We start from the raw sequence: 23,780 nt of genomic DNA on the forward strand, positions 1-23,780 counted from the left end.
GGTTCTGTCGCGGTAAGGAAAGCGGGTCAAGCAAAGGTGATATGAGAAGGATCGCTTACGAAATCAACGAGTAAAATTGCTGGGCGGCAGACAGCGAAGTCCTGCCCGAACATTTCACCTGTCCTTTCTTGAACATGTGCATCAATTCGATGCCACTCAGAATGACGCGCGCGCAGTTGAAATCCTTGAACCCGAGCATCGGTCGGGTTCGGTGTTTGATGGCTCGATGGTCCTGCTCCACGATGTTGTTCAAATACTTGATCTGACGAACCTTGATGGGCGTCTCGCGCTCGGCGCTCACCGCGTTAAGCGCGGCCAGATTGGCGCCGCTTTTGTCGATGGTTACGGTCTTGGGCGAGCCCTCCTGACCAATTGCCTTTTCGAAAAAGCGCCGCGCAGCAGCCTTGTCCCGCTTGGCTCTGAACAGAAAATCGATGGTATTGCCCGCCTTATCCACTGCCCGGTAAAGAAACTTCCACGAGCCCTTGACCTTGATATAGGTTTCGTCAACACGCCAGCTCTTGCCGCCCGGACGCTTGTGCTTACGAAATGTCTTTTCGAACAGTGTTACCACCTTGATGACCCAGCGATGTACCGTCGAATGATCGACAAAAATGTCGCGCTCGGCCATCATTTCCTCGAGATTGCGAAGACTCAGCGCGTAGGCAACGTACCATCGCACGCACAGCAGGATCACTTCAAGCGGATAGTGCAGCCGCTTCAGAACCTTGGCGATGTCCGGAGCAAGCGTCGTTCGTGGCGTCATTGCCTTCTTCATCGTGCGGCCAGAGCGTTTTCGTACGCCTCGAATTTTACCTCGCCCGCGTTGATACGACAGAGCCCCCAGCAGCAACTCGGACTCATCAATCATGGCGCCTCGTCTGCTATTTATTCCGCTCCTTCGCGCCCAGTATGCCGGGCTGTCCCTTGCTCAGCCATTGCTCGCCTCGCCAACATGCCCAAAGTGTGCATCTCGTTTTCAACGTCCGGGGTCCACGGACGACCATAGTTAAGCCGGATGTGACGGCGAAATTCGCGGCTGCATGAAAAGATTGCACCAGGTGCTATCGCGATTTCGTGGGCTTCCGCCATCTCGAACAACTGCACTGCCTCGACTCCTTCTGGAAGTTCCACCCATAGAAAGAATCCGCCCGGCGGCCGGACCACTAATGTCCCCTGGGGGAAGTACCTGACGACGGCGGCCACCATCCGGGCCTGAAGGGAAGCCAGTTCGCGACGCAGTTTGCGTAGAAGCCGGTCGTAGTCCCCATGCTCAAGGTAGTCGGCAATTGCGCATTGTACGGGCACAGACGCCGGGGCCATCGTCAGCCAACGCGCGTTCTCAATTCTCGAGGCGTATCGCCCCGCCGCTACCCAACCGAGGCGCAGTCCAGGCGCAAGGCTCTTCGAAAACGAACCGCAGTGCAGCACGAGGCCGTTAGAATCGAAGCGCTTCGCCGGATACGCGGGCGTCAAGCCAAAATGCAGTTCGCGGAATACGTCGTCCTCGATTAGCGGCACGCCATGCTTTGCCAGCAGCCTCACGAGCGCCTCCTTCCGTTCATCTGAGAGCGTCGCGCCGGTAGGCTGGTGCAGCGTCGTCATAAACCAGCAAGCCCGTACCGGATGGTGCCGCAACGCCTCCGCTAATGCGCCGAGGTCGAGTCCACGGTGTGGATCGACAGGGATTTCCACGGCCTTCAGATGCAGGCGCTGAACCGCATCTTGCACGGCATGAAAAGCGGGCCGTTCTATTGCGATGGTGTCGCCAGGCTGCGTCAGAACCTGCAGACACAGTATCAGTGCATCGAGCGCGCCGCTCGTCACAACAACCTCATCGATTGGAACGCTAACGCCTGTGACAATGTAGCGCAGGGCGATCTGGCGACGCAGATCTGCTTCCGCCTTTCCCGCCGACAAGGCATTCCGGGGACTCGCCATACTCCGGGTCGCCGCAGTCAACGAGCGCGAGATCCGGCCAAACGGGAACAACTGGGCACTTGGCTCCGAAGAGCCAAGCCCCGGATGCGCGCATCGACGTTGAGCCTTCATGAAGCGGATAACCAGGCTGTCGCCATCAGCCTCGTCGATACTGCGCTTTGAAACGATCGTTAGTGATTTCGTTAACGCAGGCCGACTTGCGACGAAATAACCAGACCGAGGTCTTGCTACGATCAGGCCTCGTCGTTCGAGCACGTAGTACCCCTGGAAAACCGTCGAAGGGCTGACGCGGTACGAACTGCTCGCCTGGCGCACCGACGGGAGCCGCACGCCGGGCTCAAGCGTACCGTTCGCAATCAGGTTTTCGAACTCTGCCGCTAGTTGGAGATAGCGCTTCATTATTATGTCATGCTAATTAATTAGAGTCGGCTCGGCTTGCTCCGGTTGCGGGCGGAATGCCTCATTCAGAAATTTCGGACCCGCCAGCCCAGCACGGTTGCAGCTCCCCCCGACTTTGAGGACGGGGCATTGGCGGTCTGGAGAAATGCCTTCAACTGGCTGGCGCCGAGTGCACGGCTGTAGAAGAAACCTTGCCCGAATTCGGCCCGGCTTGCCCGCGCGACGTTGTGATGCGCCGTGTTCTCGATGCCTTCGATCACGACCACAGCGCCCATCTCATGGCCCATGCTTGTCAACGCACTGATCTGTCCGGAGCGCTCATCGGGATCCATTCCCAGCACATCCCTGTCAATCTTCACCATCTCAAAGCTCATGTCTGGCGGCAGTTCAAGTCCGACGTCAGTGGAACTTAAGCCCGACAAGGCAAAACGCATTCCTTTATCACGCGCCTGTGCCATCATCGGGATGAGACGTTTTTTGAACTTCCTCGCGCTGTCTGTCCCGATCTTCAGTATTAGCGGTGGAAGACCGAGGGAGCCAACGTCACCCATGTCCGCGATGAACGCGGAACTTACCAGGTAAGAAGCGGGAGCGGTTACGCCCAGGTAGAGCGATTTCGGAGCGCCGATTTCCCGCAGATCCTCAGCGGCACGCGACAGGACGAATCGCGTCATTGGCCCAATTAGGCTGCTGCTCTCAATGAACTTCATGTAGTGGGCCGGCCCCAGCGCGCCATATTTCTCGTTTTCCCATCGCAGTAACGCTTCGATGCCGACACACCTGGCCCGCCGCACGCCAACGACAGGTTGATACTCAACATGGAACCGGCCTCGACGCAGCCCTGCACGCGCTGCACGCAGCAGGGACTTATCGTAGCGAAACCACCTTTTGAGGGCCCAACCGACAAGAACGACCAGGACCGCCAGCAGAATTGGCCACAATATAAATCCTAATATGGTCCATACTGAGGTACGCCGGGTAGCAGTGCTCGCCGAAGGCTGCAGCGAGACGAGTGTGTCGGTGTCGATCGAAGGTGAGACTGCTTGTGTTTCACAGCCCGTACCCAATGAGCAATCTGGAGGCGACATCGCCGGTGGTTCCGGCGACTGCTCCGCGCGGTCGACCCGCGACGCGGAACCAGCCACAGCGTCAGAGGCCAAAAGGCCGTTTCGTTCTGCCGCCGCGTGGCCGCTGATATCCCACTTCACTTCCCTGAGCAGCCTCACCGCGTTCGGCCCCAAACTGGCCATCGCAGCAGCGGTGCCGGTCGCATCGCCACGCGTGTCGTCGAGCGAATCGCAAGTACTAGTCAGTAAAGGCATCAGGCCGGCAACCGGTCCGGCAAGGGCGGCGGGAATAGCGGGCAACGGCGCAATGGACGCGCAGGCTGAGCCGAAGCGAATCGGGGGTGCCGGTGGTCCGGCAAGCAAGTCCTTCAATTGCTGCCAGACGTTGCCTTCAACCGTCAGACTGCGACTGGAGCCCGTGTCGGCCGGACCTGCAATAGCGAGTGAGGTGCCTGCGCAGGCGACGAGCATGATTGCCATACCTCGTCTCCAGGCCCGGCGGGGCGCGATGAACGCGGCGCATCTGACAGATGAAACTGGGAACCGAGATGCCATTGATTTATCGTTAAAAATTCGGCTTAAAAAATCGCTATCGATTGGACCGCTACACGCAGGCGAAACATCGGAAGAACTGGAAACTGTCTGGGGCGCACTTTGCCAGCGTGTGCGCGTTCGCAATAGAAGCAGATTGCAAAAGAATGGCCGTATCAGATTAAAAAGGGGCATTCTTCTAACATCGGGTGTGTGTGCTACCGGGGCTGGTCCCATGCCCGCAATGGTGTTATCCGTGCGGAGTACAAGTTGAAACGGTACGAGCGGCTGGCCGACCAACTCAGTGGGCTCATCAAGCGCGGTGATCTGCCACCCGGCGCGCGTATCCCTTCGGTGCGCACGGCGTGCAAGGCTTGGGGCGTGAGCCCCGCGACGGTATTTCGTGCCTATTACCTGCTCGAAAGTCGGGGCTTGATTAAAGCGCGCCCGCGTTCTGGATATTTCGTGTCGCCGACTGCCATAGAATTGGCGCGGCCAACGCCCGAGACCTCGCCGGGCACCGACCCGAAGACCGTCAATATCAGCGACCTTGTCTTTGAGGTCCTCAAGACGATCAGGCAGCCCGAGACTGTCCCACTTGGTTCAGCGTTCCTGAGCCCTGCGCTGTTTCCGATGGCGCGCGTCGGAAAGTCGTGCGCGACGGTCAATCGTTCAACGGACCTGGCCAGCATGGTTGACGGACTGCCCCCAGGGCACGAAGGATTGCGCCAGCAGATTTCGTTGCGTTACCTGATGGCGGGGATGACGGTGCCTGTCGACGAGATAATCATTACGAGCGGTGCACTCGAAGCCTTGACACTAAGCGCCCAGTTGCTCGCCGCTCCAGGTGAGGTGATCGTGATCGAAAAGCCGACGTTCTATGCAGCGCTGCAGGCTATCGAGCGTCTGAGGCTGAACGTAGTGGAGATTCCTGTCGACCCGGTGAAGGGGCATGATCTGGATGCGCTCGCGCGTGCACTGCAGCAACATCCGGTTCGCGCCTGCTGGTTCATGACCTCGTTCCACAATCCGACCGGGGTGACATTGGACGATTCCAGGAAGCAGGCATTGGTTGATCTGCTCGCCAGACACGACGTGCCGCTCATCGAGGATGACGTCTACAACGAGCTGCATTTTGGCCCGGACCCGGTGCGTCCGGCCAAATTCTTCGACCGGAAAGGTATTGTCATCCATTGTGGATCGTTCGCGAAGTGCCTTGCGCCCGGATATCGTATCGGCTGGGCGGCAGCCGGAAGGTTCGCGGGTGGGCTGGAACGTGCGAAATGGATGACCACTCTATCGGCCAGCATGCCGGCGCAGCGCGCAATCGCCGACTATCTGGAGCATGGCGGATATGAACGTTTCCTGCACAAACTACGTCGCGAGTTGGCCCTTCAGCAATCGCAGATGCTCGACGCGATCAGCCGGTACTTCCCGGCCAATACGATGGCGACGAGGTCTGACGGCGGTTATTTCACATGGGTGGCGCTACCGGATCACGCAGACTCGATACACCTCTTCCAGGCTGCGCTCAACCGTGGCATCAGTATCGCGCCCGGACCTATCTTCTCTGCGGACGGCGCCTTTCGACACCGTGTGCGTCTGAACTATGGATATCCGTGGTCGGCGCGGCTCGATAAAGCGGTCGCGACACTAGGTGCCCTGTGCGTCGATGAATCGCGATGCGGCGCAAAGCTGGCCGGCCCGGTGCGGCCGGCATGATACGGGCGTCGATCTCAACCCGGCACGCCGGCCGGTGAATCGTGAAGCTCGTGCACGACAATACGCGCCTTGCCTGCGACTTTCGCACGATACATTGCGGCATCCGCCGCGCGTAACAGGGCTTCCCCACTCAATGACGCCGCCTGGCCGCGCAGTAGCATGCCGATACTCGCCGATAACCGGACGACCTTCGCCCCGAACGTTATGGGCTGGCTCAGTGTCAGCAGGATTGCACGTGCAATTCTCTCCAGTGCAGCACGATCGATTGCAGGGCCGGTCAGCAGCACTGTGAACTCATCCCCTGCATGCCGCGCAACCAGATCCCCGCCACGCACGCAGCGGCTGATCCGGCGCGCGGTTTCAACCAGTACTTCGTCGCCGCACTGATGCCCGTATGTATCGTTCACGGCCTTGAAGCCGTCCAGGTCGATAAACACGATGGCAGCGACACCGTCGCCTCCTGCTGCGCATGCTTCTTCCAGCCTGTCGAAGAACGAGCGTCTGTTAGGCAGGCCGGTCAGGGTCGTGGAACGCCTGATGCCGCATGCGATCGAGCAACGCCGTTCGCTCAGTCACATCCTGCACCAGCAGGTAGTACCCGTCAGCCGACTGATCGTGGACGCGACGCGGCACCAGCACACCACGCAGGACACGTTGGCCTCCGTTGAGCGTCGCTCCAACCTCGTATTCGACCCTTTCGCCGTCGAGCACGCGTTGGACGTACGGCTCGATGGCAGCAACATAGTCAGCGTCAAGAACCTCATGGGTGAGCCGTCCCACGATCTCCTCCGGGTCCAGCCCAAGCCACTCGCGATGGGTTGAGTTGGCGAACCGAAAACGTCGCTCACCGTCGACATAAGCGACCAGCACCGGCAGATTGTCAGCGATGGCGCGCAGATCTACGCGCGTGGCTCCCAATTGTCGCTCGGCGGTCGTGAGCTGCTCATGCGACCTGCGCAGAACTTCCGAGGCCTCATGGGCTGCCCGATGCAACGCAGCCTCCCGCGCATCGCGCGCGATTTTCTCCCGTTGCTCCGCCAGGGTATTTTGAATGACAAACAGCCAGCCTCCGTCGCGGGTCGACCCCGCCTGCTTCAATGCCACCTGCACTCGCGCTGGCTTACTTTGCTTGTTGCGCAACTGGAACGTTACGTCCAGCGTCAGGACCTCGACCCCTCGGCCACGATTGAGTGCCTGCACGACCTGTTCAAGCTTGGTCTGGTCGCTCGCATCCAGCAAATCGAGTATGTTCGTTTTCGTCAGCGGGGCACGAGAGTGCGCGAAGAATTTCACGCAGGCATCATTCATGCGCCGCCACTCCCAGTCCCTTCCGATATGCGCAATAGCGACCGGTGTCGATAGAACGTCTCGACGTACAGCGCATGCTGGGCCTCAAGCCGGTCGATCGCCTGAAGCACCTGCAAACGATCAGGGCTGTCCATCTGGCGCAGGCCAACTTCGTGCTCGATCATTTGCCCAAGGTCCACCACCATCTGACGCTGTTGGCGCGTGAAGCGCCGCGGCATCGTGTGCATCACGCATAGCATACCGATGGGTTTGCCGCACGCTAGACGCAGCGCAATGCCTGCGAAAAAGCGGATCCCCGGTTCGCCGGTTGCCAGTGGCCCCTGCGCAAGCTTCGGATCAGACAGCGCATCCCTGACGACGAACGGTTCCTCGCATTGGAGCGTCCGGCAATAGTACGTCTCCACATGGAATACGACGTCCCGTCCGCACCCGCTTGCGCCTACGACTTCTGGCTGGCCCAGACTTTCGAGACATACGATGGACATTGGTAAATTCAGCGCGCGCGCGGCGATCCTGGTCACGCGCTGAAAGTACTGATCGTAGTCGCTTTCTGGTGGCAGGGTGGCGCTGGCTGGTTGTCGTTGTTGCTGCGCATCCATGACGCATTCGTCTTTCACGCTCCATGCTCCGTTCCGGTCACATTGTGTAATGCGTTTATCGACGCCGTCGCCGACGCAAACGCACGAAGCTGATCGACTGCCATCGGCTTCCCATACCAGTATCCCTGCGCGAGGTCGATTCCCGAGCGATGTACCACATCGTGTTCTGCAGCGCTCTCGACGCCTTCCACGACAACTTTCGCACCAAGTGTGTGCACCAACGCGGCTACCGACTTCAGAAACTGGATGCGCGCTTCGCCGCGCATGGCTAGAAATCGCCGGTCGAGTTTCACCTGATCAAACCGGAAATCGCAGAGTAAGTCCAGATTGCTGAAGCCAGTGCCGAAATCGTCGAGTGACAGGCGTACGTCGCGTTGCCTCAAGTGGCTAAGCGCCGCGATAACCCGCGGTGTGCGCTCGACGCAGTTGCGCTCGGTGAGTTCCAGAACGAGGCGATCTAACATTGGACCGGCGGACTCACAGATATCCTCGACAAAGCATTCCTCCATCAGATGCCGCGCGCAGATATTTACCGATATATGCCAGTGCTGAGCGAACGGCAGCTGGGTCAGTGCGTTATTCGCCTCGCGCAGCACGAAACAGGTCAACGCGCCCAGCAGACGCGTGCCTTCGAGCTCTCCAATGAACAGCCCCGGGCCCCCGGCTCCGAACTTTGGATGGCCCCACCGGAGCAGGGCTTCCACGCCCACGCAGTGTCGCGTGCGCGTGTCCACGATGGGCTGATAGACGACATGGAACTCCCCGCGGCGAAGACCGATGCGCGCGGCGCGCCGCAATCTTGCTTTTGGGCGGCCCCGGTAACCAACGTACACAACCGAGCCGCAAGCCGATAGGGCGATAACCAGCACAACGGCGTCGCGAGATGCGATCAGGCTAGCCGCGAGCAAACCAGCCAGGCTCGACGCAACGGCGACAGTCACCACCGCGTCAAGATGCCCGTCGAATACAGGTCGCAGCCGGCGTATTCGTGCCGTGTAGCGTTGAAAAACCCGCATGAAGTTGCTTTCGCACCGTTATCTGTGTTGCGTACTATGACCTGACTGCGTTTCGAAAACGAGTAGCAGTTACGTGTCAAAACATGCGTATCAGATCCGCCGTCACACACGGGGTAAGTCGCCGCGGCAATTCGCTGAGGCAGGCTTGTCTCTTTACTCGGCGGCTCACGCGCTCGCCTTAACCGTGAAGACGTTATCCAAGGCACGAATGATCCCGGCGACTTTGCGCCAAGCGTCCCTTCGCCGGACCGGAAGCGGTGCTTGAGTACCTCGCACGCTGTACCCACCGCGTCGCGATTCTCCAACCAGCGCCTGGTCGAATTCGACGAGCGCGGCGAGACCTTCCGCTAGAAGGAATACCGCGCGAAGGGACCCACCCGCTACAAGATCATGACGCTCCAAGCCGGCGAGTTCACGCGCCACTCCTGCAGCACGAACTACCCAGCGGCTTCCATCGCATCAGTCACTATCGACTAACGGCCAATCCGGTGCGCCGCGGCAGTCTCGGAAAGGCGCGTGAACTGTTGGACGTCGTGCCTGAGGCGGGCACCCAGCCCGACGATTCCGGGGGGCTCTCCCTCTGGTCTTCGTCTGCCGGCACAGCCGTGCGCCGATGATCGTCATCGAGATCCAGGAGCGCACTGCGTCCATTCGCGCACCACCCATGCCCGCGAGGCGAGACATGAGCGCAACGCTTCCTGCACTTGCAACCCCGACCGTCGGCTCTGCGGCAACGCGGTCCACGAAAATGAATCACCGGGTGCACGCGGGCCACGCCTGCGCCGCGCATCCGTCACCATATGGCGCGCGAGAGTGAATTCCTTCCCTTGGCCTGCCCGGGTGCTGCGCAAGGCTGCTCCAAGTTTCGACGCGATCGCAGGAATTCGACATGTCTTGGCAGGAACGTGGAAGAAGCGTAGTCAGCGGAAGCCTAATCTTGATTGATGATTACATGCCGTCAATGCCCTCCTGCATGCGGAAGTAAGTGCTGGGCCGGGGGCACCGCTGCAGCCTTCGAGCGGCTGACCGGGTTGCACCTGGCGCGGGGACTGAAAGCAATCATCTTGTCCCGGCCGTGCTTCGGTTGATCTTTCAGAAAGAAGGAGCGAGTCAATGAGCGATCTAGTGGTTGTGAGTTTCAAAGGTGAAGACACTGCCGACCAGGTGCTGAACAAGCTCCAGCAGCTGCAGAAAGAGCACCTGATCGACCTTGAGGATGCATGCGTCGTGGTCCGGGACGCGAAGGGCAAGATACACCTCAAGCAAGCCGTGGATCTCGTCAGGATAGGCGCGCTCAGTGGCGCCGCCTGGGGCGGTCTGTTTGGTGCGCTGGTTGGTGTGTTATTGCTCAATCCGCTCGTCGGACTGGCGACAGGCATGGCCGTCGGCGCCGGCACGGGCGCGTTGTCGGGCGCGCTCTCAGACTATGGAATCGATGACGATTTCATGCGTTCGACAGGCCAGAACATCGAGGCGGGTTCGTCCGCGCTTTTCATCCTGGTGCGTCGCGTGAACTTCGACAAGGTCCTGCCGGAACTGAAACCTTTCGGTGGAAAGGTATTGAAGACGTCTCTGACGAACGACCAGGAGGAACGTCTGAGAAAGGCACTGGAGGGCTTGAACACCAGCGGCATGGCTACCTGAACACCGTCCGGTCGAGGATGATATGAAAGTGCAGGAAGCACCACTTTCGTGCCGCTCGCAGCGATCGTCACGGCTACTCATGGCCCGTACTCTGCCGCCAGCGCCGTCGCGACAGTATTAAGCTGCGGCCGAACTTAACTTCGTTCGGAACCGGGCAGTGACACATTCACTGTCGCAACGGTGACACAATCGATAGATCCACGATCGATCAACCGTTCCTCGTTCGGCCCTTCAATCTAGGCCGCCCCCGGTGTAAATGACCGCATGCAAACAGGTAACCGCATCGGAGAAATTTTGCGTCAGGCCGGCGGTCACCACTCTCGCCCGAATCCCAATCATCCGTGCGTGATCTCCGCACGAGACTTTCACGCGACGTGACTCCGTGACGACGTTCGCCACTCATGAGGGCAAGCCCATGTCGAAGTCCATTCAAACGGCCGAGCAGATTCGCGGCGAAACACAGCGGCGCGTCGAGCAGCTTGCAGCCGACGTCCCCCACCATTTGCGAGTTCGCGTGCCGCTGCCCGAGCGGCATCCGCCCGACGCCTCCGGCCGGAACTGGGACATGCTCGCGCTCAACGAGAGCGGCACCGACTATCTTCGACAGGTCAGGCGTGTCATCGAGGACATGCGTACTGAGTTCGTTCTGCCGGATTGAGACGAGCGTGCGCCGGCCAGTGCGTTCAATAACTTGAGGCGGCGTCGCGGCAGACGTCGGACACCGTATGCAGACAAACACGCTTGCCTGGCAAGGGTACGAGATCGCGGTGCAGCCGGAGCAGAACGAATTCGGCGCATGGCGCGCGAAGGTCAACGTACGCAAGGCTTCGGATACGTTGACCGAGTGTCGTCCCGAGACCGTTCAGCCGGAATGGTTAACTGAGGCCGAAGCCGTGCGTGACGGCTTCGAATGGGGCCGCCGCTTCGTACGGCAAAAGATCGAAGCGTCGGCGGATTCCCTTTGACGGTTGACCACACACATGACCCGAACACAGACATGGGCGAGGCACACATGGTCAAGATCTATGGACGCATGCGGTCGGCGGAAGGCTATGCGATCCGCGATTTCCTGCATCGTTGCGACATTCCTTTCGAGTGGATCGAACTCAATAACGATGAAGAGGCGGTGAAGCTGGCACAGGTGCAGCACCTTCGCGACTCGCGCCTGCCGGTATGCGAGTTTCACGACGGCACGCGACTCGAATGTCCGACTGTCCGGCAGATCACCGAAAAGCTCGGCTGGTTTCGCAGCCCGTCACGTTCGGAATACGATCTCGCGATCTATGGCGCCGGGCCGGCCGGTCTGAGCGCCGCGGTCTACGGTGCATCCGAGGGATTGCGCACGGTGCTGGTGGAGCGCTGGGCCGTCGGTGGGCAGGCTGGCAGCACGTCGAAGATCGAGAACTACCTGGGGTTTCCGCAGGGTGTCAGCGGAACGGAGCTCGCCGAGCGGGCCCGCGATCAGGCAGTCCGCTTCGGTGCGGAAATCCTGCTGGCCCGTGCCGGCGTGCGCGCGGATTTCTCGACGGGAAACGGTATCGTCTATCTCGAAGACGGTACGCGGATCACGGCACGCACGTCGGTGTGCGCGACAGGTGTCGCGTACCGGCGGCTCGAATTGCCAGACGAAGCGCGCTTCAGCGGCGCGGGTGTGTACTACGGCGCGGGTGCGAGCGAGGCATCGCTGATCCGCGGCGAAGACGTGTACATCGTGGGCGGCGGCAATTCGGCGGGGCAGGCCGCGATGCATTTTTCCCAGTACTGCAATCACGTCACGATGGTGGTGCGCGACACGTCGCTGAAAAGCACACTGTCGCAGTACCTGATCGACCGTATTTCATCCGCGTCAAACATCGAGGTGCTGACCTGCACGACCGTTACCGCATTGCACGGCGACGACCTGCTGCGCGAAATCACGCTGACCGATCGCCGCGGCGGCGAAGCGCGACGCGTGAAGACGAACTGGCTCTTCGTTTGCATTGGCGGCCTGCCGCAGACTGATTGGGCCAAAGAAGTGGGCGTGGCGCGCGATGAAGCCGGCTATCTCGTGACGGGCACTGACCTCCACGACACGGACCAGAGGCTGCAGTGGCCGCTGGATCGCGAGCCGCTGTATCTGGAAACCAGCATGCCCGGCGTGTTCGCCGCCGGCGATGTCCGCCACGGTTCGATCAAACGCGTAGCGGCCGCCGTCGGCGAAGGAGCCACGGCGGTAGCGCTCGTGCACCGCTATCTGAGCGGCGCATGATGTGCTTCATGTGCCTCACATGAGTGAGCGCCGTCCGCTTTCCCTGTCGCAATCTCATCACCAGGAGCTGACCATGACTCCCACCTGCACGCATCTGGATGGAATCCGCGTATTGCAGACCACGAAGCACTATTGCGAGGACTGCGTGAAACTCGGCCACTCCTGGGTGCATCTGCGGCTCTGCATGTCGTGCGGTCATGTAGCTTGTTGCGACTCGTCGCCCGATCGCCATGCGAGCGCGCATTATCACGCGACCGGCCACCCGCTGGTGCGTTCCGTTGAACCGGGCGAATCGTGGATCTGGTGCTATCGCGACGAGATGATCGCGGGAGAAGTGGCACTGTAAGCGGGTACAGCCGGCGGCGTTGACTCCGCCGGCCGTACCCGTCGTTTCCGAGCCTCAGGCCGAGGCTTCGGCGGCTTTCCTGGCTTCTTCGCCGGTCGATTCCTGCGCCGCCAGCTTTTTCACACGTACGGCCTTTTCGCTGGTGTCCCAGTCGATTTCGACAGCATCGCCGCTGCGCACATCGCCTCGTAACAGCGAGTCGGCGAGTTCCGATTCCACTTCCATACGGATCTTGCGCTTCAACATCCGCGCGCCGAACTCGGGATCGTATCCAACCCTGGCCAGATGATCACGCAGTGCATCGTCGAACGACAGCTCGATATTCTGCGCGGCAGCCGTGCGCTGCACGCGCTGGAGCTGCAGGTCGACGATCCGGCGGATCTGCTCCCTGCCGAGCGCATGGAACACAACCACTTCATCGACACGGTTCAGGAACTCCGGCTTGAAATGATGCCGCAGGACTTCCATCAGCCGGTCGCGCAGCGCGGGATAGTCCAGCTGTTTCGAATCGGCCTTCATGTTGTCCTGAATCATCTGCGAGCCGATGTTGCTGGTGGCGATGATCACGGTGTTGGTGAAATCCACGAGCCGTCCCTTGCCGTCCGTCAGACGTCCTTCGTCGAACAGTTGCAGCAGGATGTTGTGCACTTCGGAATGCGCCTTTTCGATCTCGTCGAGCAGCACGACACTGTATGGGTGGCGCCGCACGCGCTCGGTCAGCTGGCCGCCTTCTTCGTAGCCGACATAGCCGGGAGGCGCGCCGACGAGACGGGCCACCGTGTGGCGTTCCGAGTATTCGCTCATGTCGATGCGCACGAGTGCGTTCTCGTCGCCGAATACCGCGGCGGCGAGCGCCTTCGCGAGTTCGGTCTTGCCAACGCCGGTCGGTCCGAGAAAGAGGAAGCTGGCGATCGGCTTGCCAGCTTCCGTCAACCCCGCGCGTGAAAGTCGCACGGCCTTTGATACGGCCGTGACGGCTTCGTCCTGTCCGACAACGCGTTCCCTCAAACGGTCTTCCAGACGCAGCAGCTTTTCGCGATCCTCGGCTGTGAGTTCGGACACCGGCACGCCGGTCAGCGAGGATACAATCTGCGCGATGTCTTCCGCCCCGACTTCCTGCGAACTGGTGCCGCGTTCCTTCTTCCAGGCCTCCGTCGACTCATTCAGACGCGCTTGCTCGGCCTTGATTTTCTCCTGCAGTTCCTTCGCCTTGTCGAACTGTTTGGCCGCGCTCGCCGAGTCCTGCTCCTGACGCAGACGACGGACAGTGGCCTCGATTCCCTGCAGCGCCTGCGGTCGCGAGTTCGACGAAATGCGCACGCGAGCCGCGGCCTGGTCGAGCAGGTCGATAGCCTTGTCGGGCAGGAAGCGGGCGGCGATATAGCGATCCGACAGCTTCGCCGCGGCCGTGATCGCCTCTTCGGTGATCTTCACTTTGTGATGTGCCTCAAGCCGGTCGCGCAGGCCGCGCAGGATATCAATCGTGTCCTCGACGCTCGGCTCGGGCACCATCACTGGCTGGAAGCGCCGTTCGAGTGCCGAATCCTTTTCGATGTACTTCTGGTATTCATTGAGCGTGGTTGCGCCGATCAGATGCAGCTCGCCGCGCGCAAGCGCCGGCTTGAATACGTTGCCGATATCGAGCCCGCCTTCGCCGCCGCCTTGGCCCGCGCCGACGATCGTATGAAGCTCGTCGATGAAAATGATCAGCCGGTCCTGGTTCGCGACGATTTCGTCGAGCACCTGCTTGACGCGCTCTTCGAATTCGCCCCGATATTTCGCGCCCGCCACCACGCTGTTGATGTTCAGCTCGACCACGCGCTTGCCGCGTAGCACTTCAGGGATCTGGTCCTGCGCGATGCGTTGCGCCAGACCTTCGACGATCGCCGTCTTGCCGACGCCCGGCTCGCCGATCAGAACCGGGTTGTTCTTGCGGCGCCGCGCGAGCACTTCGATGGTGGTTTCGATTTCTTTGTCACGGCCGATTACCGGATCCAGCTTGCCGAGCTTTGCCAGCTCGCTTAGATCGCGCGCGTATTTATCGAGCGTCGGGGTGGAGGAGCGGCCTTCGACGCTGCCGTCTTCCGCGCCCTGGCCCACCACCTTCACTGCTTTCTGACGCAGGGATTGCGACGTCAACCCGAGTTTGCGCAGCAGCTCGCCGGCGAAGCCGTCTCCTTCCTCGACGAGACCGATCAGGATGTGTTCCGGGCCGACATAGCTATGGTCGAGCTCGCGCGACGCCACGAGTGCATGTTCGAGCGCGCTCTTTGCGCGCGGCGAAACGCCGATGCGGGCCTCGTCTCCATCGGCTTTGGCCGTACCGCGCGGCGCGTCCTGTTCGATGGTGCGCTTGATATCGTCGGCATCGAGCTTGAACTCGCGCAGGATTTCGTTGACGACGTTGCTATCGGCGAGCGCGAGCAGCAGATGTTCCGTGTCGACCTCGTTCTTGCCGAACTCGACAGCTTTCTGCGCGGCCGCCTGCAGCCGGTCGAGCCCGCTTTCGCTCAGAAAGCTCTGCAGGTCGACGCCCTCACGTGCACGCCTGCGTCGGCGAGGGCGGGCGCCGCTGCTGTCCGGTCCGCCCGCTGCTTGAGACGGACCGGATGACCCGGCCGAACCCGACGCGCGGTCAGGCGCGGGACGCCCTGCCCGCTCCCAGTCCGTGCCGCCGTTTTCGAATGGCGACCATCCCTCGTCGAACAGGCGCTCGAACAGCCCACCGTGGAAAAGCGACTCGAGCGGCGACAGGCTGCGCTGATGGCGTGCCATGAACTGCATGTGATGTTCGTCGCAAAGCATCAACTGGCGCCGCTGGCCGTTCTCGGTGATCGTGATCTGTGTAGTCGCCGGTTTACCGCAAACACTGCACTTGGCCATGATGTTCCTCTTCAGGTTCTGCCCACGCGCTGTGCGTTGCGATGTGGGCGACTGGGCTGTCCATATCCTAGATATTTCTGCCTCGCCGACGCACTGCTTCACGATCTCTCGCGGCGAGACCTCGCGGATCACCTGGTCTCGATCTGCTTTGCGATCTGTTTTGTCTCGCCCGCTTTGGGCACGCGTATGGTCAGCACGCCGTTGTCGAAGCGCGTGTCGACACGATCGAGGTCGACACCGGACCGCAACGGAATCGCCCGCTGAAATTGCCCGAACGCGCGTTCCACGCGGTAACAGCCTTTTTCTTCGCCCTTAGACTCGATCTGCTTGTTGCCGCTTAGCAGCAGCATGTCATCGATCACTTCGAACTTCACGTCGTCGCGGCTCAGGCCCGGCAGTTCGGCGAGGATACGCAAGGCGTCGCCGTCGTCGACCACGTCGAATGCGCGGCTGAAACCAGCTGGGATTGAAATCGCCGAACCACTGTTCCAGCGGCACAGCCCGCCGAACGGATCCCGGATCAGATCGGTGAGCAGATTTAGCAAGGCACCGCTGAAAATGGCGTACGCACCGATCATCCAAACAAGTGCAAGCGCGCCAGCGCCGGGCCACGCGATCACGAGCACGCCGAATACCAGCGAAATAGTGCCGGTTGCGTACAGCGACCGGGCGCGGCGCAGGCGACCACGCGACGGGGTGACGGTAACGAGATCGAACACGCCTGCCGCGATGGCGTTTACGCGCCTCACAATGACGAGCACTAGGGCGATGATGGCCGGCAGGAAGATCGCAATCACACCGGCGACGACGCTGAACAATCCCAGCAGCAGTGGCGCCCACCAGCCCCATGTGTCATGACCATGACGGATGGCCCCGCTGATTGCGCTGATGCCGCTGATAGTCGCGTAGGCCGCGTACAGCGCGACTAGAAAGGCAAGCGTAAGACCAGATAGAGCCAACGCCAGCATCCACCACGCGTGTCCGAGCAGATCGTGCATCGTGAGGCCTCGCGTAGCAATGAACTGTATTCGCCTCTGGCGGAGCCATTGAAGCCATGCATTCAACACTACGCGCCGACAGAAGCGACTTCTTTCTCATTCCTGCGAAGACTTGTCGGGATTCTGCAATCCTGGCGTGCGCCGCCCGGATGCCGGCAATTCGCTTCGCGCGGCAAGGTGGAATGCGCGGGGAGTCATTCCCGTGTAGCGATGAAATACTTCGGTAAATGCTGCTGGGTCTGGAAACCCATGCGGCCGCAACGTCAACGAGCGGCACCCGGCTCGAAGACAGCATCGATTTGGCGAGCGTCAGCCCCTCCGTCGTCAGATGAAAATGAGTGGGGAACCGGTGCTTTCCTCAATGTACACGCGAAGTGCGACGGACTCGTATGCACCAGCGCGGCGAGATGCTCAATCAGAATGTTCTCGGCAATATGTTCGCTGATGTGGATGTTGATACGCATCAGTATATGCTGGTCGATCAGTATTTCGGGATCGCTCGCATGAGCGCTGCGGCTGTAATGGTACGAGACATGCGAGGCAATGACGTCGGCGAAGTCCTCGAGGCAGCCGACTTCCACGGCGGCGGTTTGCGAGACCGAAATGAGCGTGTCGGTCGCCGCGCGCAGGAAGGGATCCAAGCCTTGAACCATAGTGGCAAGCACGGGCCGCCGATCCGAAAACTCTGTCGCGATTTGCTTTTGAGCGTGTGCGAAGCGATCGTGATGACGAGCCCTTGCGGATCGTCTCCTGGGCGCGGCTAATTGTGCGGTGGCTGGAAGGAAAGGCGGTACACGGTACACTAACGGTGACGTGGTTACATTTGCCGGTTGCGTCACGGCTGCTTGCTTCTACGGCTGTCCTGTCGGCCGGTACCAGCAGGTAGATGTCGGGACGTATGCCAGCCGACCGGTTGACGCACTCAGCGTTTTTTCCACTTCTACTCCAAGCTTAGTACGTGTTTTGTGACAGCCCGTGCCCCTGCCCCCCGAATAGAAAAATGGCGCATTCGCCAATCCGGACGGTGTGCGCAGGCGGCGCGACTTATAATGTTCGACAATGACGTCCGCCCGTTGCGTTGTCAAGCAGCTATCTGCAAAGAAACAGCATGAACCCGAAAGACCGTGGCGCATGAGCTGCCACATCGTCAACTGACCTTCGCGCGACGGATGTGCAATCCGCACCCGCTGTGTGCGCGCGGCGTATCGGCGACCGCCCGGGAGCCAAATCATGGACAGAAAGAAAAGCTGGCTGCGCAGGGATTTCGATGCGCTGCGTCTGCAGTGGGACGTACTCACCTTTTATGAACGCTTCGAACAGCTTGTCGCGCATGTGCTGAGCCTGGTGATCTCCGTCATCATTCTCGTGTCGCTTTGGCAATTGATCCGCGCGGTTACTGCATTGCTGGTTTCGGACGCGCTGAACCCGCTCGATCACGCAGTGTTTCAAACGGTCTTCGGCATGGTCATGACATTGTTGATCGCAATGGAATTCAAACATTCGATTACGCGCGTGATGGCGCGGCGCGATCATATCGTTCAGGTCAAGACGGTGGTTCTCATTGCGCTGCTTGCCATCGCCCGCAAATTCATCATTCTCGATCCAGCCAGCGCACCCGCGCAGATCGCGGCGCTTGCGTTTGCGCTGGTGGCGCTGGGGAGCGTTTACTGGCTGATGCGGCAGCGCGACGATCCGGTCGACGCGACCACGGCGGCGGACGCCGAACTCGACCGGACCATGTATGCACAGCGGCAGCAGGAAACACGATCCAGCGAAGGTGCGCAGCGGGGCGATTGACTCGGGCTGCCGCGCGATGACAGCGAAATCGCCGCTTTGGCGAACGTCGTCGACGGCCACGCGAGACCCGGATCCCGCTTCCGGTTCGACCTTCGACACGAATGTTTCAAGCGCGAGGCCCTTCGCTACGATTTCCCATACCGGTATCCCTGCGCGAGGTCGATTCCCGAACGCTGTACCACATCGTGTCCTGCAGCGCTCTCACCAACGTCTCCCGCATACATCTCTATGACAACTTCGGCCACCTCGACAACCGCGCCGGAAGAGAGCCAGTCATGTGTCTTCGAGTCGATGAGAGCCCAGCGCACATGCGTGACACCGCCAGTTGCAGGGTTAATCCGGACGCCGTCCATGCAACGTAGCCATATCCACCTCCATCATCCTGACAAAAATATTTCAACATTATGCGCTGCTCCCGCAAGACACGGCGGGGCGCACCGGGGAAGCGAGCGGGCTTCGGCCTTCGTTGCCGGGACCGATCGTAGATCGTACGTGTCGGTGGTACGTGAACGCCCTCACAAGCCCGTCGACGCTTATTACATCCTGCGTAGCGCCCTCCAGTTACGCACGCAGTTCTTCCCAGCTCCTGCCAGACGTGTAATCTTGTTCTGATCAACTCCCGGCGCCAGTATCTGGTTCGAGAAACTCTTGTCGCTCTGGTTTAATCGCCAGCGCGGGAGTCCGGGGTCGTCGTTTTGCTCGCAACTTCGCCAAATTAGTCAGCTACCGACGTACGGTGGGCAAGCCGGTATGCGCGCGGCGTCACACCGGTATATCGATGAAACACTTCGGTGAAATGCTGCTGAGTCTGAAACCCTGCGCGCGCGCCAACGTCAACCAAGGGAAGGGTCTCCTGGCACAACATCGTCCTGGCAAATTTCACTCGTTCGAGTGTTACGTACAGATGGGGCGGGTTGCCTGTCACCGTTTTGAAAGCGCGTGCAAAGTTTGATGTACCCATGTGCACCAGCACTGCGAGTTGCTCGACCAAAATGGTCTCGTCTATGTGCTCATGAACGAAACCTTGAACGCGAGTCAGCATTTGACGCGTAAGAGGCGCGTCCGGCTCGGCCGCACCAGCACAGTGCCCGTAGTGGAGAGCGATGTGCACCGAGATGACATCGGCGAAAGCGTCGGCGCAGGCAGCGTCGATGAGCTCCGCATGATGCAAAGCGCCCAATGTGTCCGCGGCCTCACGCAGGAACGGATCCCAAAACCTGGACCATGTCGGGACCGCGACAAACGCTTCTTGCGAGACTTGCCCAAGTACGCCCCTTTTGAGGGCGATCACCCATCCCTTGGGATCGTTGTCAGCGATCTTGGCCAACTGCGAGCCCGCCGGAATGACTGCGACAAATGGAGCACTTATCAACATGGAGTGATTCACTCCGAGGTCGTCACAGCCCGCAGCCTGCACAGTGGTACCTGTCGGCATCACGAGCCGAAGTCCCTGCAGTGAATTCAGCCCGCCATTGGTGAAAGCGATGTCCATCGGTTGGCAGCGTAACCCGCGATCCGGGGTCGATCTTGTTTCTTGCTTCATGATGAGCAGAAGTTTCCTCGTTGTCTCGTCGCATACCCAAGCTTACGTCGAATTCAAGGCTGCTTAAGGCGGATTCGTAATATGGGCGAATGCAATCCCGACCTCGTTGATGCAGTTGCTGCTGAGCTATATTGCCGGGCAACTTGGGGCGACGCTCGACACGCTATTAGCCGGAATTCAAAGCAACTCATCGTTCCTGAAGGCTTTCTGAGCTAACGCTTACGCCGGGTATTACGGAGCGTTCGAAAGCGGTCAGGTCGCGAAGCGGCATGCCATACGCACGGCACGCGCGTCCGCGATCTGGGAACATCGATCGGACTTGGCCTGGGTAAGGCGCCGCGCTCGAATGGAGCCTGCCGATCATCGCGATCCCGACCAGGTATGCGGGCTCAGAGATGACACCGATCTATGGCCTGACCGAGGACGGTCTGAAAGGTATGGGACGCGACCTGCGTGTGTTGCCGAAGACGCTTATCCACGACCCGGGCTGTCACGTGAATTGCCGCCCGACTTTTCTTACGTGAGCGGCCTCGATGCCACTGCGCATGCAGCGGGGGGTCTGTATGCCCATGATGGCAATCCAGTCATCCCTGATGGCTGATGACTGATGGCTGACAACTGGATGACGGAATACGTGCGTTGGCGACCGGACTGCGCGGCATCAAGAACGAGCCCTAGAGAATGAAAGGGACTTCCCCGTCCCGAGGCTGCGGTGGAAGCCGCGAGTCGGCATCGACGTGCCATGATGAAGTTTCGAACGTTCGTCAACACCAGCGAGAGGGGAAGTCCATGCCTATTGTCACTATCGGAATCGATCTTGCCAAGAATGTATTCGCCATTCATGTTGTAGATGAAGCAGGTAAAGCGATGCTGATCAAGCCGCGTGTGCCGCGCGATCAACTGGTGGCATTGATCGCACAGTTGCCAGCGTGCCTCATCGGCACGGAAGCGTGCTCCGGCGCACATCACTGGGCACGCGTGTTCCAGCAGCACGGCCACACAGTCAAGCGCATGGCGCCCGACCTTGTGGGGCCTTATCGCATGCCCGGCAAGCGCGGTAAGAACGACGCGGCGGATGCTGCTCCGATCTGCGAAGCGGTGACGCGTCCGAGCATGCGTTCGTGCCGCTGAAGGACGAACATCAGCAGGCAACGCTTTGCCTGCATCGAACACGACAAGGTTTCGTGGAAAAACGGACCGCGACCTATAATCGGTTGCGAGGCCTGCTCTCGGAATTCGGCGTGGTGCTGCCACAGAGCCCGGAGAAGTTACGCAGGCACATCACAAAACATCTGGAGACATTGCCTTGCTGGGCGAAGCACACTATTAGCGATCTGCTCGATCATGCTGGCAATATTGAGGATCGCCTGATTGAATACGATCGCGCGATCGCCGGGATCGCGCGTGAAAATGCGCGTAGCAAGCGGCTGATGCAGTTGCGCGGCATCGGCCCAACCCTGAGGGTCGAAAGTTCGGGCAGAAGGCCTGTTTGCCACGTGACCGACCGGGTGGGCGCGGGATGCCTTTCGCGCTCCAGCGGGCTGCACTCGCGGCCAGATAATTTGCCCGCCAACCCCGTCGTCACCGGCTTCTCGTAGGGTGCCTGGAGTGTACTGATACTGAAAATCGTGCTCGACGAGACAGTCGCCACTTCGGGTCAATTAGCTTTTCTGCTGCTACGCCGCTGCCACGCCCACCGATCGCTGCGATCGCAAGGGGATCACTGCGGTTTTTAGGCTTAAGGGTCTCCCGAGCGGCGCTTGACGCTCAAAGCAGTTTGCTCCCCTCGACGCTAGACTGTAGTGAGCAGCCAGGTGCTCGCCGAATGCGACGTTAGCTGGAAACCTTAGCGGGGATGCCGATGATTTCACACGTGCAATTGCTTGAGGCGATCTTGCGCATGGTCGCGGCAGTGCTGGTGGGGTGTCTCGTCGGGCTCGATCGAAACCTGCATGGCAAGCCAACCGGCGTCAAGACGCTAGGCCTTGTTGCGCTCGGTTCCTGTCTCGTGACGATGGCCGGCATGTCCTTCGAACTGCACGGTATCACCGACGGCAGTGACGCCGGCCGTGCGATTCAGGGCGTCATTACGGGCATCGGTTTTCTCGGCGCCGGGGTGATCTTGCAAAACCGCGCCACCGGCAGGATCAGCGGCTTGACGACGGCGGCTTCGATCTGGGTCACCGCCGCGCTCGGCATTGTGTGCGGCATCGGCGCATGGCAGATTGCGGGTATTGCCACCGCCCTGCTCCTGCTGCTGCTCTCAGTGGGCGGCAGCATTGAACGTGCGTTGCACCGGCGCTGGTTAAGAAAGTCGCCTGAAGAACAGGCGGCGGTCATGCGGCACGACGAATAGTCACGCGGCGGCGCACTAATCCGCGCACTGCCCCATGGAACGAATGTGCCTCGCGTCAAATGCATCGATCGTGGACGATGCGAGACATATGTCAGTGATGCTCGCTGTAGTCGGACCTCGCCCTAGGTGTCACGCGTACCTTTGCGTATTGAAACTCGGGCAGCGCCTTGATCGCATCTTTCGTCGCACCGGCAAGCACCAGTTTGCCATTGACGAAATCGAGCTGCTCAATCGGAATGGCCACGTCGTGATGCGACACTCCCAGAAACTGGTTTGCGGCGACGATTGCAAACGATACCGACCGGTCCGGTGCCACAATAATGTCATGAATGACACCGACACGCTCACCCTTCTCGTTGAAGACCGGCTTGTCCATGATCGACTTTCTCACGCTCCAGCCTGCCACGATCGCGGCCGACTCTTCCACGCTGACACCAAGCGGCTGGGCGCCGGCCACCTGGGCGTTCGCGTCTGGAGCGAGTCCGAGCGACGACGCGAGCAGCAATACAAGCAGATTCGTTTTCATGAGATTCCCTTCGTTCTGGTGTTGACGGTGCGACGCCGGCCAGCAATGCAGAGGCTAAGCGAGACCGTGCGCGGCGTAAGTTCATGTTAGAAGGTCTCACGGCAAGCCGCTATAAAAAAGCGGTGATGGATCGGGTTATCTTCGTACATCTGGATGCCATTCCGCACGCCTCGTGAACGAATGCAGAATTGCGAAACGCATGGCAGAAACGCGAAAGAATCACAACTGCGTGGAGCTTAGACTGAAGTTCATTGCATGACGGTACAGCTTGGGGTCCCACATGGATGAACTGCTTGGACGCGCTTGGTGGATGCTCATTCTGCGTGGCACGGTAGCGCTACTGTTTGGCACTCTGGCGCTATTCTGGCCCGGCCTCACTCTGCTACTGCTAATCACCCTCTTTAGCGCCTACGCAATGGCCGGCGGCACTGTCGCGATTGTCGGGGCCATCCGCTACCGCGTGACGCACGGCGGATGGTGGGTGCTCTTGCTGCTCGGCATCTGCAGCATCGGCGCCGGTATGATAGCCGCGTTACTGCCGGGCATTACCACGCTCGTGCTGGTCGCCATCATCGGCGCAAACGCGATTATGACCGGCGTATTCGATCTGATCGCAGCAACGCGGCTGCACAGGCGCCTGCGCAATGCGTGGATGCTGGTGCTGACCGGAGTGCTGTCCGTGCTGTTCGGCATCTTCGTGCTGCTATTTCCGGGCGCCGGCGCACTAGCGCTCGTCTGGCTGATCGGCGTGTATGCGTTGTTCACGGGCGCGCTGCTGTTCGTACTCGGCATCACTGCGCGTGCCTGGCACCGTGACGGCCTGACCGGCGAGCCACACGCGCCATTGCATCCGTAA

The 23,780-nt window shown here is 60.3% G+C and carries 21 protein-coding genes and 3 pseudogenes; 12 read left to right on the plus strand and 12 right to left on the minus strand.

The window, feature by feature from the left end:
* Positions 1-55 precede the first annotated feature (55 nt).
* The 3 genes from P0D73_RS42180 to P0D73_RS42190 all read right to left on the minus strand — a co-directional run bounded on the left by P0D73_RS42180 (position 56) and on the right by P0D73_RS42190 (position 3,887).
* Entirely contained in the window at positions 56-778 is a 723-nt protein-coding gene (locus tag P0D73_RS42180) for an IS6 family transposase (protein ID WP_408319975.1), read from the minus strand.
* 110 nt (positions 779-888) lie between these two features.
* Positions 889-2,340 (minus strand): aminotransferase-like domain-containing protein, encoded by a 1,452-nt coding sequence (locus P0D73_RS42185; RefSeq protein WP_408319919.1) that lies wholly within the window; start codon positions 2,338-2,340, stop codon positions 889-891.
* A 65-nt stretch (positions 2,341-2,405) separates the two neighbouring features.
* Positions 2,406-3,887, minus strand: coding sequence for an EAL domain-containing protein (locus P0D73_RS42190; RefSeq protein ID WP_408319922.1), 1,482 nt, complete (start codon positions 3,885-3,887; stop codon positions 2,406-2,408).
* A 321-nt stretch (positions 3,888-4,208) separates the two neighbouring features.
* Here P0D73_RS42190 and P0D73_RS42195 point away from each other — a divergent pair, with 321 nt between their 5' ends.
* Complete coding sequence (locus P0D73_RS42195; RefSeq protein ID WP_408319925.1) at positions 4,209-5,660, plus strand: aminotransferase-like domain-containing protein; 1,452 nt, start codon at positions 4,209-4,211, stop codon at positions 5,658-5,660.
* Between the two features lie 14 nt (positions 5,661-5,674).
* Here the strand turns inward: P0D73_RS42195 and P0D73_RS42200 are convergent, their stop codons facing one another.
* From P0D73_RS42200 to P0D73_RS42215, 4 genes are read right to left on the minus strand one after another with little or no spacing between them, the layout of a single operon-like run.
* Entirely contained in the window at positions 5,675-6,232 is a 558-nt protein-coding gene (locus tag P0D73_RS42200; protein ID WP_408435759.1) for a diguanylate cyclase domain-containing protein, read from the minus strand.
* Complete coding sequence (locus P0D73_RS42205; protein WP_408319928.1) at positions 6,165-6,968, minus strand: PAS domain-containing protein; 804 nt, start codon at positions 6,966-6,968, stop codon at positions 6,165-6,167. Before P0D73_RS42205 ends, P0D73_RS42200 begins: the two co-directional genes overlap by 68 nt.
* Entirely contained in the window at positions 6,965-7,585 is a 621-nt protein-coding gene (locus P0D73_RS42210) for a GAF domain-containing protein (RefSeq protein ID WP_408319931.1), read from the minus strand. Before P0D73_RS42210 ends, P0D73_RS42205 begins: the two co-directional genes overlap by 4 nt.
* Positions 7,582-8,583 (minus strand): EAL domain-containing protein, encoded by a 1,002-nt coding sequence (locus P0D73_RS42215; protein WP_408319933.1) that lies wholly within the window; start codon positions 8,581-8,583, stop codon positions 7,582-7,584. The genes P0D73_RS42210 and P0D73_RS42215 overlap by 4 nt, the downstream gene beginning before the upstream one ends.
* Positions 8,584-8,810: 227 nt before the next feature.
* Here P0D73_RS42215 and P0D73_RS42220 point away from each other — a divergent pair.
* From P0D73_RS42220 to P0D73_RS42245, 6 genes and pseudogenes are all read left to right on the plus strand, one after another.
* Positions 8,811-9,110: pseudogene (locus P0D73_RS42220) on the plus strand (transposase); the annotation flags it as partial.
* A gap of 586 nt (positions 9,111-9,696) precedes the next feature.
* Positions 9,697-10,227, plus strand: coding sequence for a DUF1269 domain-containing protein (locus tag P0D73_RS42225; protein WP_408319938.1), 531 nt, complete (start codon positions 9,697-9,699; stop codon positions 10,225-10,227).
* Positions 10,228-10,609: 382 nt separating this feature from the next.
* A complete protein-coding gene (locus tag P0D73_RS42230; protein WP_408292795.1) occupies positions 10,610-10,885 on the plus strand; it encodes a hypothetical protein in 276 nt (91 codons plus the stop codon).
* 67 nt (positions 10,886-10,952) lie between these two features.
* Positions 10,953-11,192, plus strand: coding sequence for a DUF6566 family protein (locus P0D73_RS42235; RefSeq protein WP_408292792.1), 240 nt, complete (start codon positions 10,953-10,955; stop codon positions 11,190-11,192).
* Positions 11,193-11,239: 47 nt separating this feature from the next.
* Positions 11,240-12,475, plus strand: a complete 1,236-nt coding sequence (locus P0D73_RS42240) for an NAD(P)/FAD-dependent oxidoreductase (RefSeq protein WP_408435757.1) — start codon at positions 11,240-11,242, stop codon at positions 12,473-12,475.
* Between the two features lie 73 nt (positions 12,476-12,548).
* On the plus strand, positions 12,549-12,821 hold the full coding sequence (locus P0D73_RS42245; protein WP_408319944.1) for a UBP-type zinc finger domain-containing protein: 273 nt from the start codon (positions 12,549-12,551) through the stop codon (positions 12,819-12,821).
* A gap of 54 nt (positions 12,822-12,875) precedes the next feature.
* On the opposite strand, the gene P0D73_RS42250 is transcribed toward P0D73_RS42245, so the two are convergent.
* The 3 genes from P0D73_RS42250 to P0D73_RS42260 form a co-directional block, all read right to left on the minus strand.
* Positions 12,876-15,704, minus strand: coding sequence for an ATP-dependent Clp protease ATP-binding subunit (locus tag P0D73_RS42250; RefSeq protein ID WP_408319946.1), 2,829 nt, complete (start codon positions 15,702-15,704; stop codon positions 12,876-12,878).
* A gap of 128 nt (positions 15,705-15,832) precedes the next feature.
* A complete protein-coding gene (locus P0D73_RS42255) occupies positions 15,833-16,702 on the minus strand; it encodes an Hsp20 family protein (protein ID WP_408319948.1) in 870 nt (289 codons plus the stop codon).
* Positions 16,703-16,965: 263 nt separating this feature from the next.
* The gene (locus P0D73_RS42260; RefSeq protein WP_408319949.1) at positions 16,966-17,367 is read right to left on the minus strand and encodes a hypothetical protein; all 402 of its coding nucleotides are present in this window, start codon (positions 17,365-17,367) and stop codon (positions 16,966-16,968) included.
* A gap of 565 nt (positions 17,368-17,932) precedes the next feature.
* Here P0D73_RS42260 and P0D73_RS42265 point away from each other — a divergent pair.
* Positions 17,933-18,499 carry a phosphate-starvation-inducible PsiE family protein gene (locus tag P0D73_RS42265; protein ID WP_408319951.1) on the plus strand — a complete coding sequence of 189 codons (567 nt, stop codon included), beginning with the start codon at positions 17,933-17,935 and terminating at the stop codon, positions 18,497-18,499.
* A 715-nt stretch (positions 18,500-19,214) separates the two neighbouring features.
* Here the strand turns inward: P0D73_RS42265 and P0D73_RS42270 are convergent.
* Positions 19,215-20,042, minus strand: a complete 828-nt coding sequence (locus P0D73_RS42270) for a helix-turn-helix domain-containing protein (protein WP_408319953.1) — start codon at positions 20,040-20,042, stop codon at positions 19,215-19,217.
* Between the two features lie 318 nt (positions 20,043-20,360).
* Between P0D73_RS42270 and P0D73_RS42275 the strand changes: the two are divergent.
* The 3 genes and pseudogenes from P0D73_RS42275 to P0D73_RS42285 all read left to right on the plus strand — a co-directional run.
* Positions 20,361-20,631: pseudogene (locus tag P0D73_RS42275) on the plus strand (maleylacetate reductase); the annotation flags it as partial.
* 200 nt (positions 20,632-20,831) lie between these two features.
* Positions 20,832-21,499, plus strand: a pseudogene (locus P0D73_RS42280) (IS110 family RNA-guided transposase); the annotation flags it as partial.
* 404 nt (positions 21,500-21,903) lie between these two features.
* Entirely contained in the window at positions 21,904-22,398 is a 495-nt protein-coding gene (locus tag P0D73_RS42285; RefSeq protein WP_408319979.1) for an MgtC/SapB family protein, read from the plus strand.
* A gap of 91 nt (positions 22,399-22,489) precedes the next feature.
* On the opposite strand, the gene P0D73_RS42290 is transcribed toward P0D73_RS42285, so the two are convergent.
* Positions 22,490-22,924, minus strand: coding sequence for a PRC-barrel domain-containing protein (locus tag P0D73_RS42290; RefSeq protein WP_408319955.1), 435 nt, complete (start codon positions 22,922-22,924; stop codon positions 22,490-22,492).
* Between the two features lie 280 nt (positions 22,925-23,204).
* On the opposite strand from P0D73_RS42290, the gene P0D73_RS42295 reads away from it, so the two are divergent.
* Positions 23,205-23,780, plus strand: a complete 576-nt coding sequence (locus P0D73_RS42295; protein ID WP_408319957.1) for an HdeD family acid-resistance protein — start codon at positions 23,205-23,207, stop codon at positions 23,778-23,780.

This window comes from Paraburkholderia sp. RL18-101-BIB-B, from assembly GCF_046026985.1.
Taxonomy (GTDB): domain Bacteria; phylum Pseudomonadota; class Gammaproteobacteria; order Burkholderiales; family Burkholderiaceae; genus Paraburkholderia.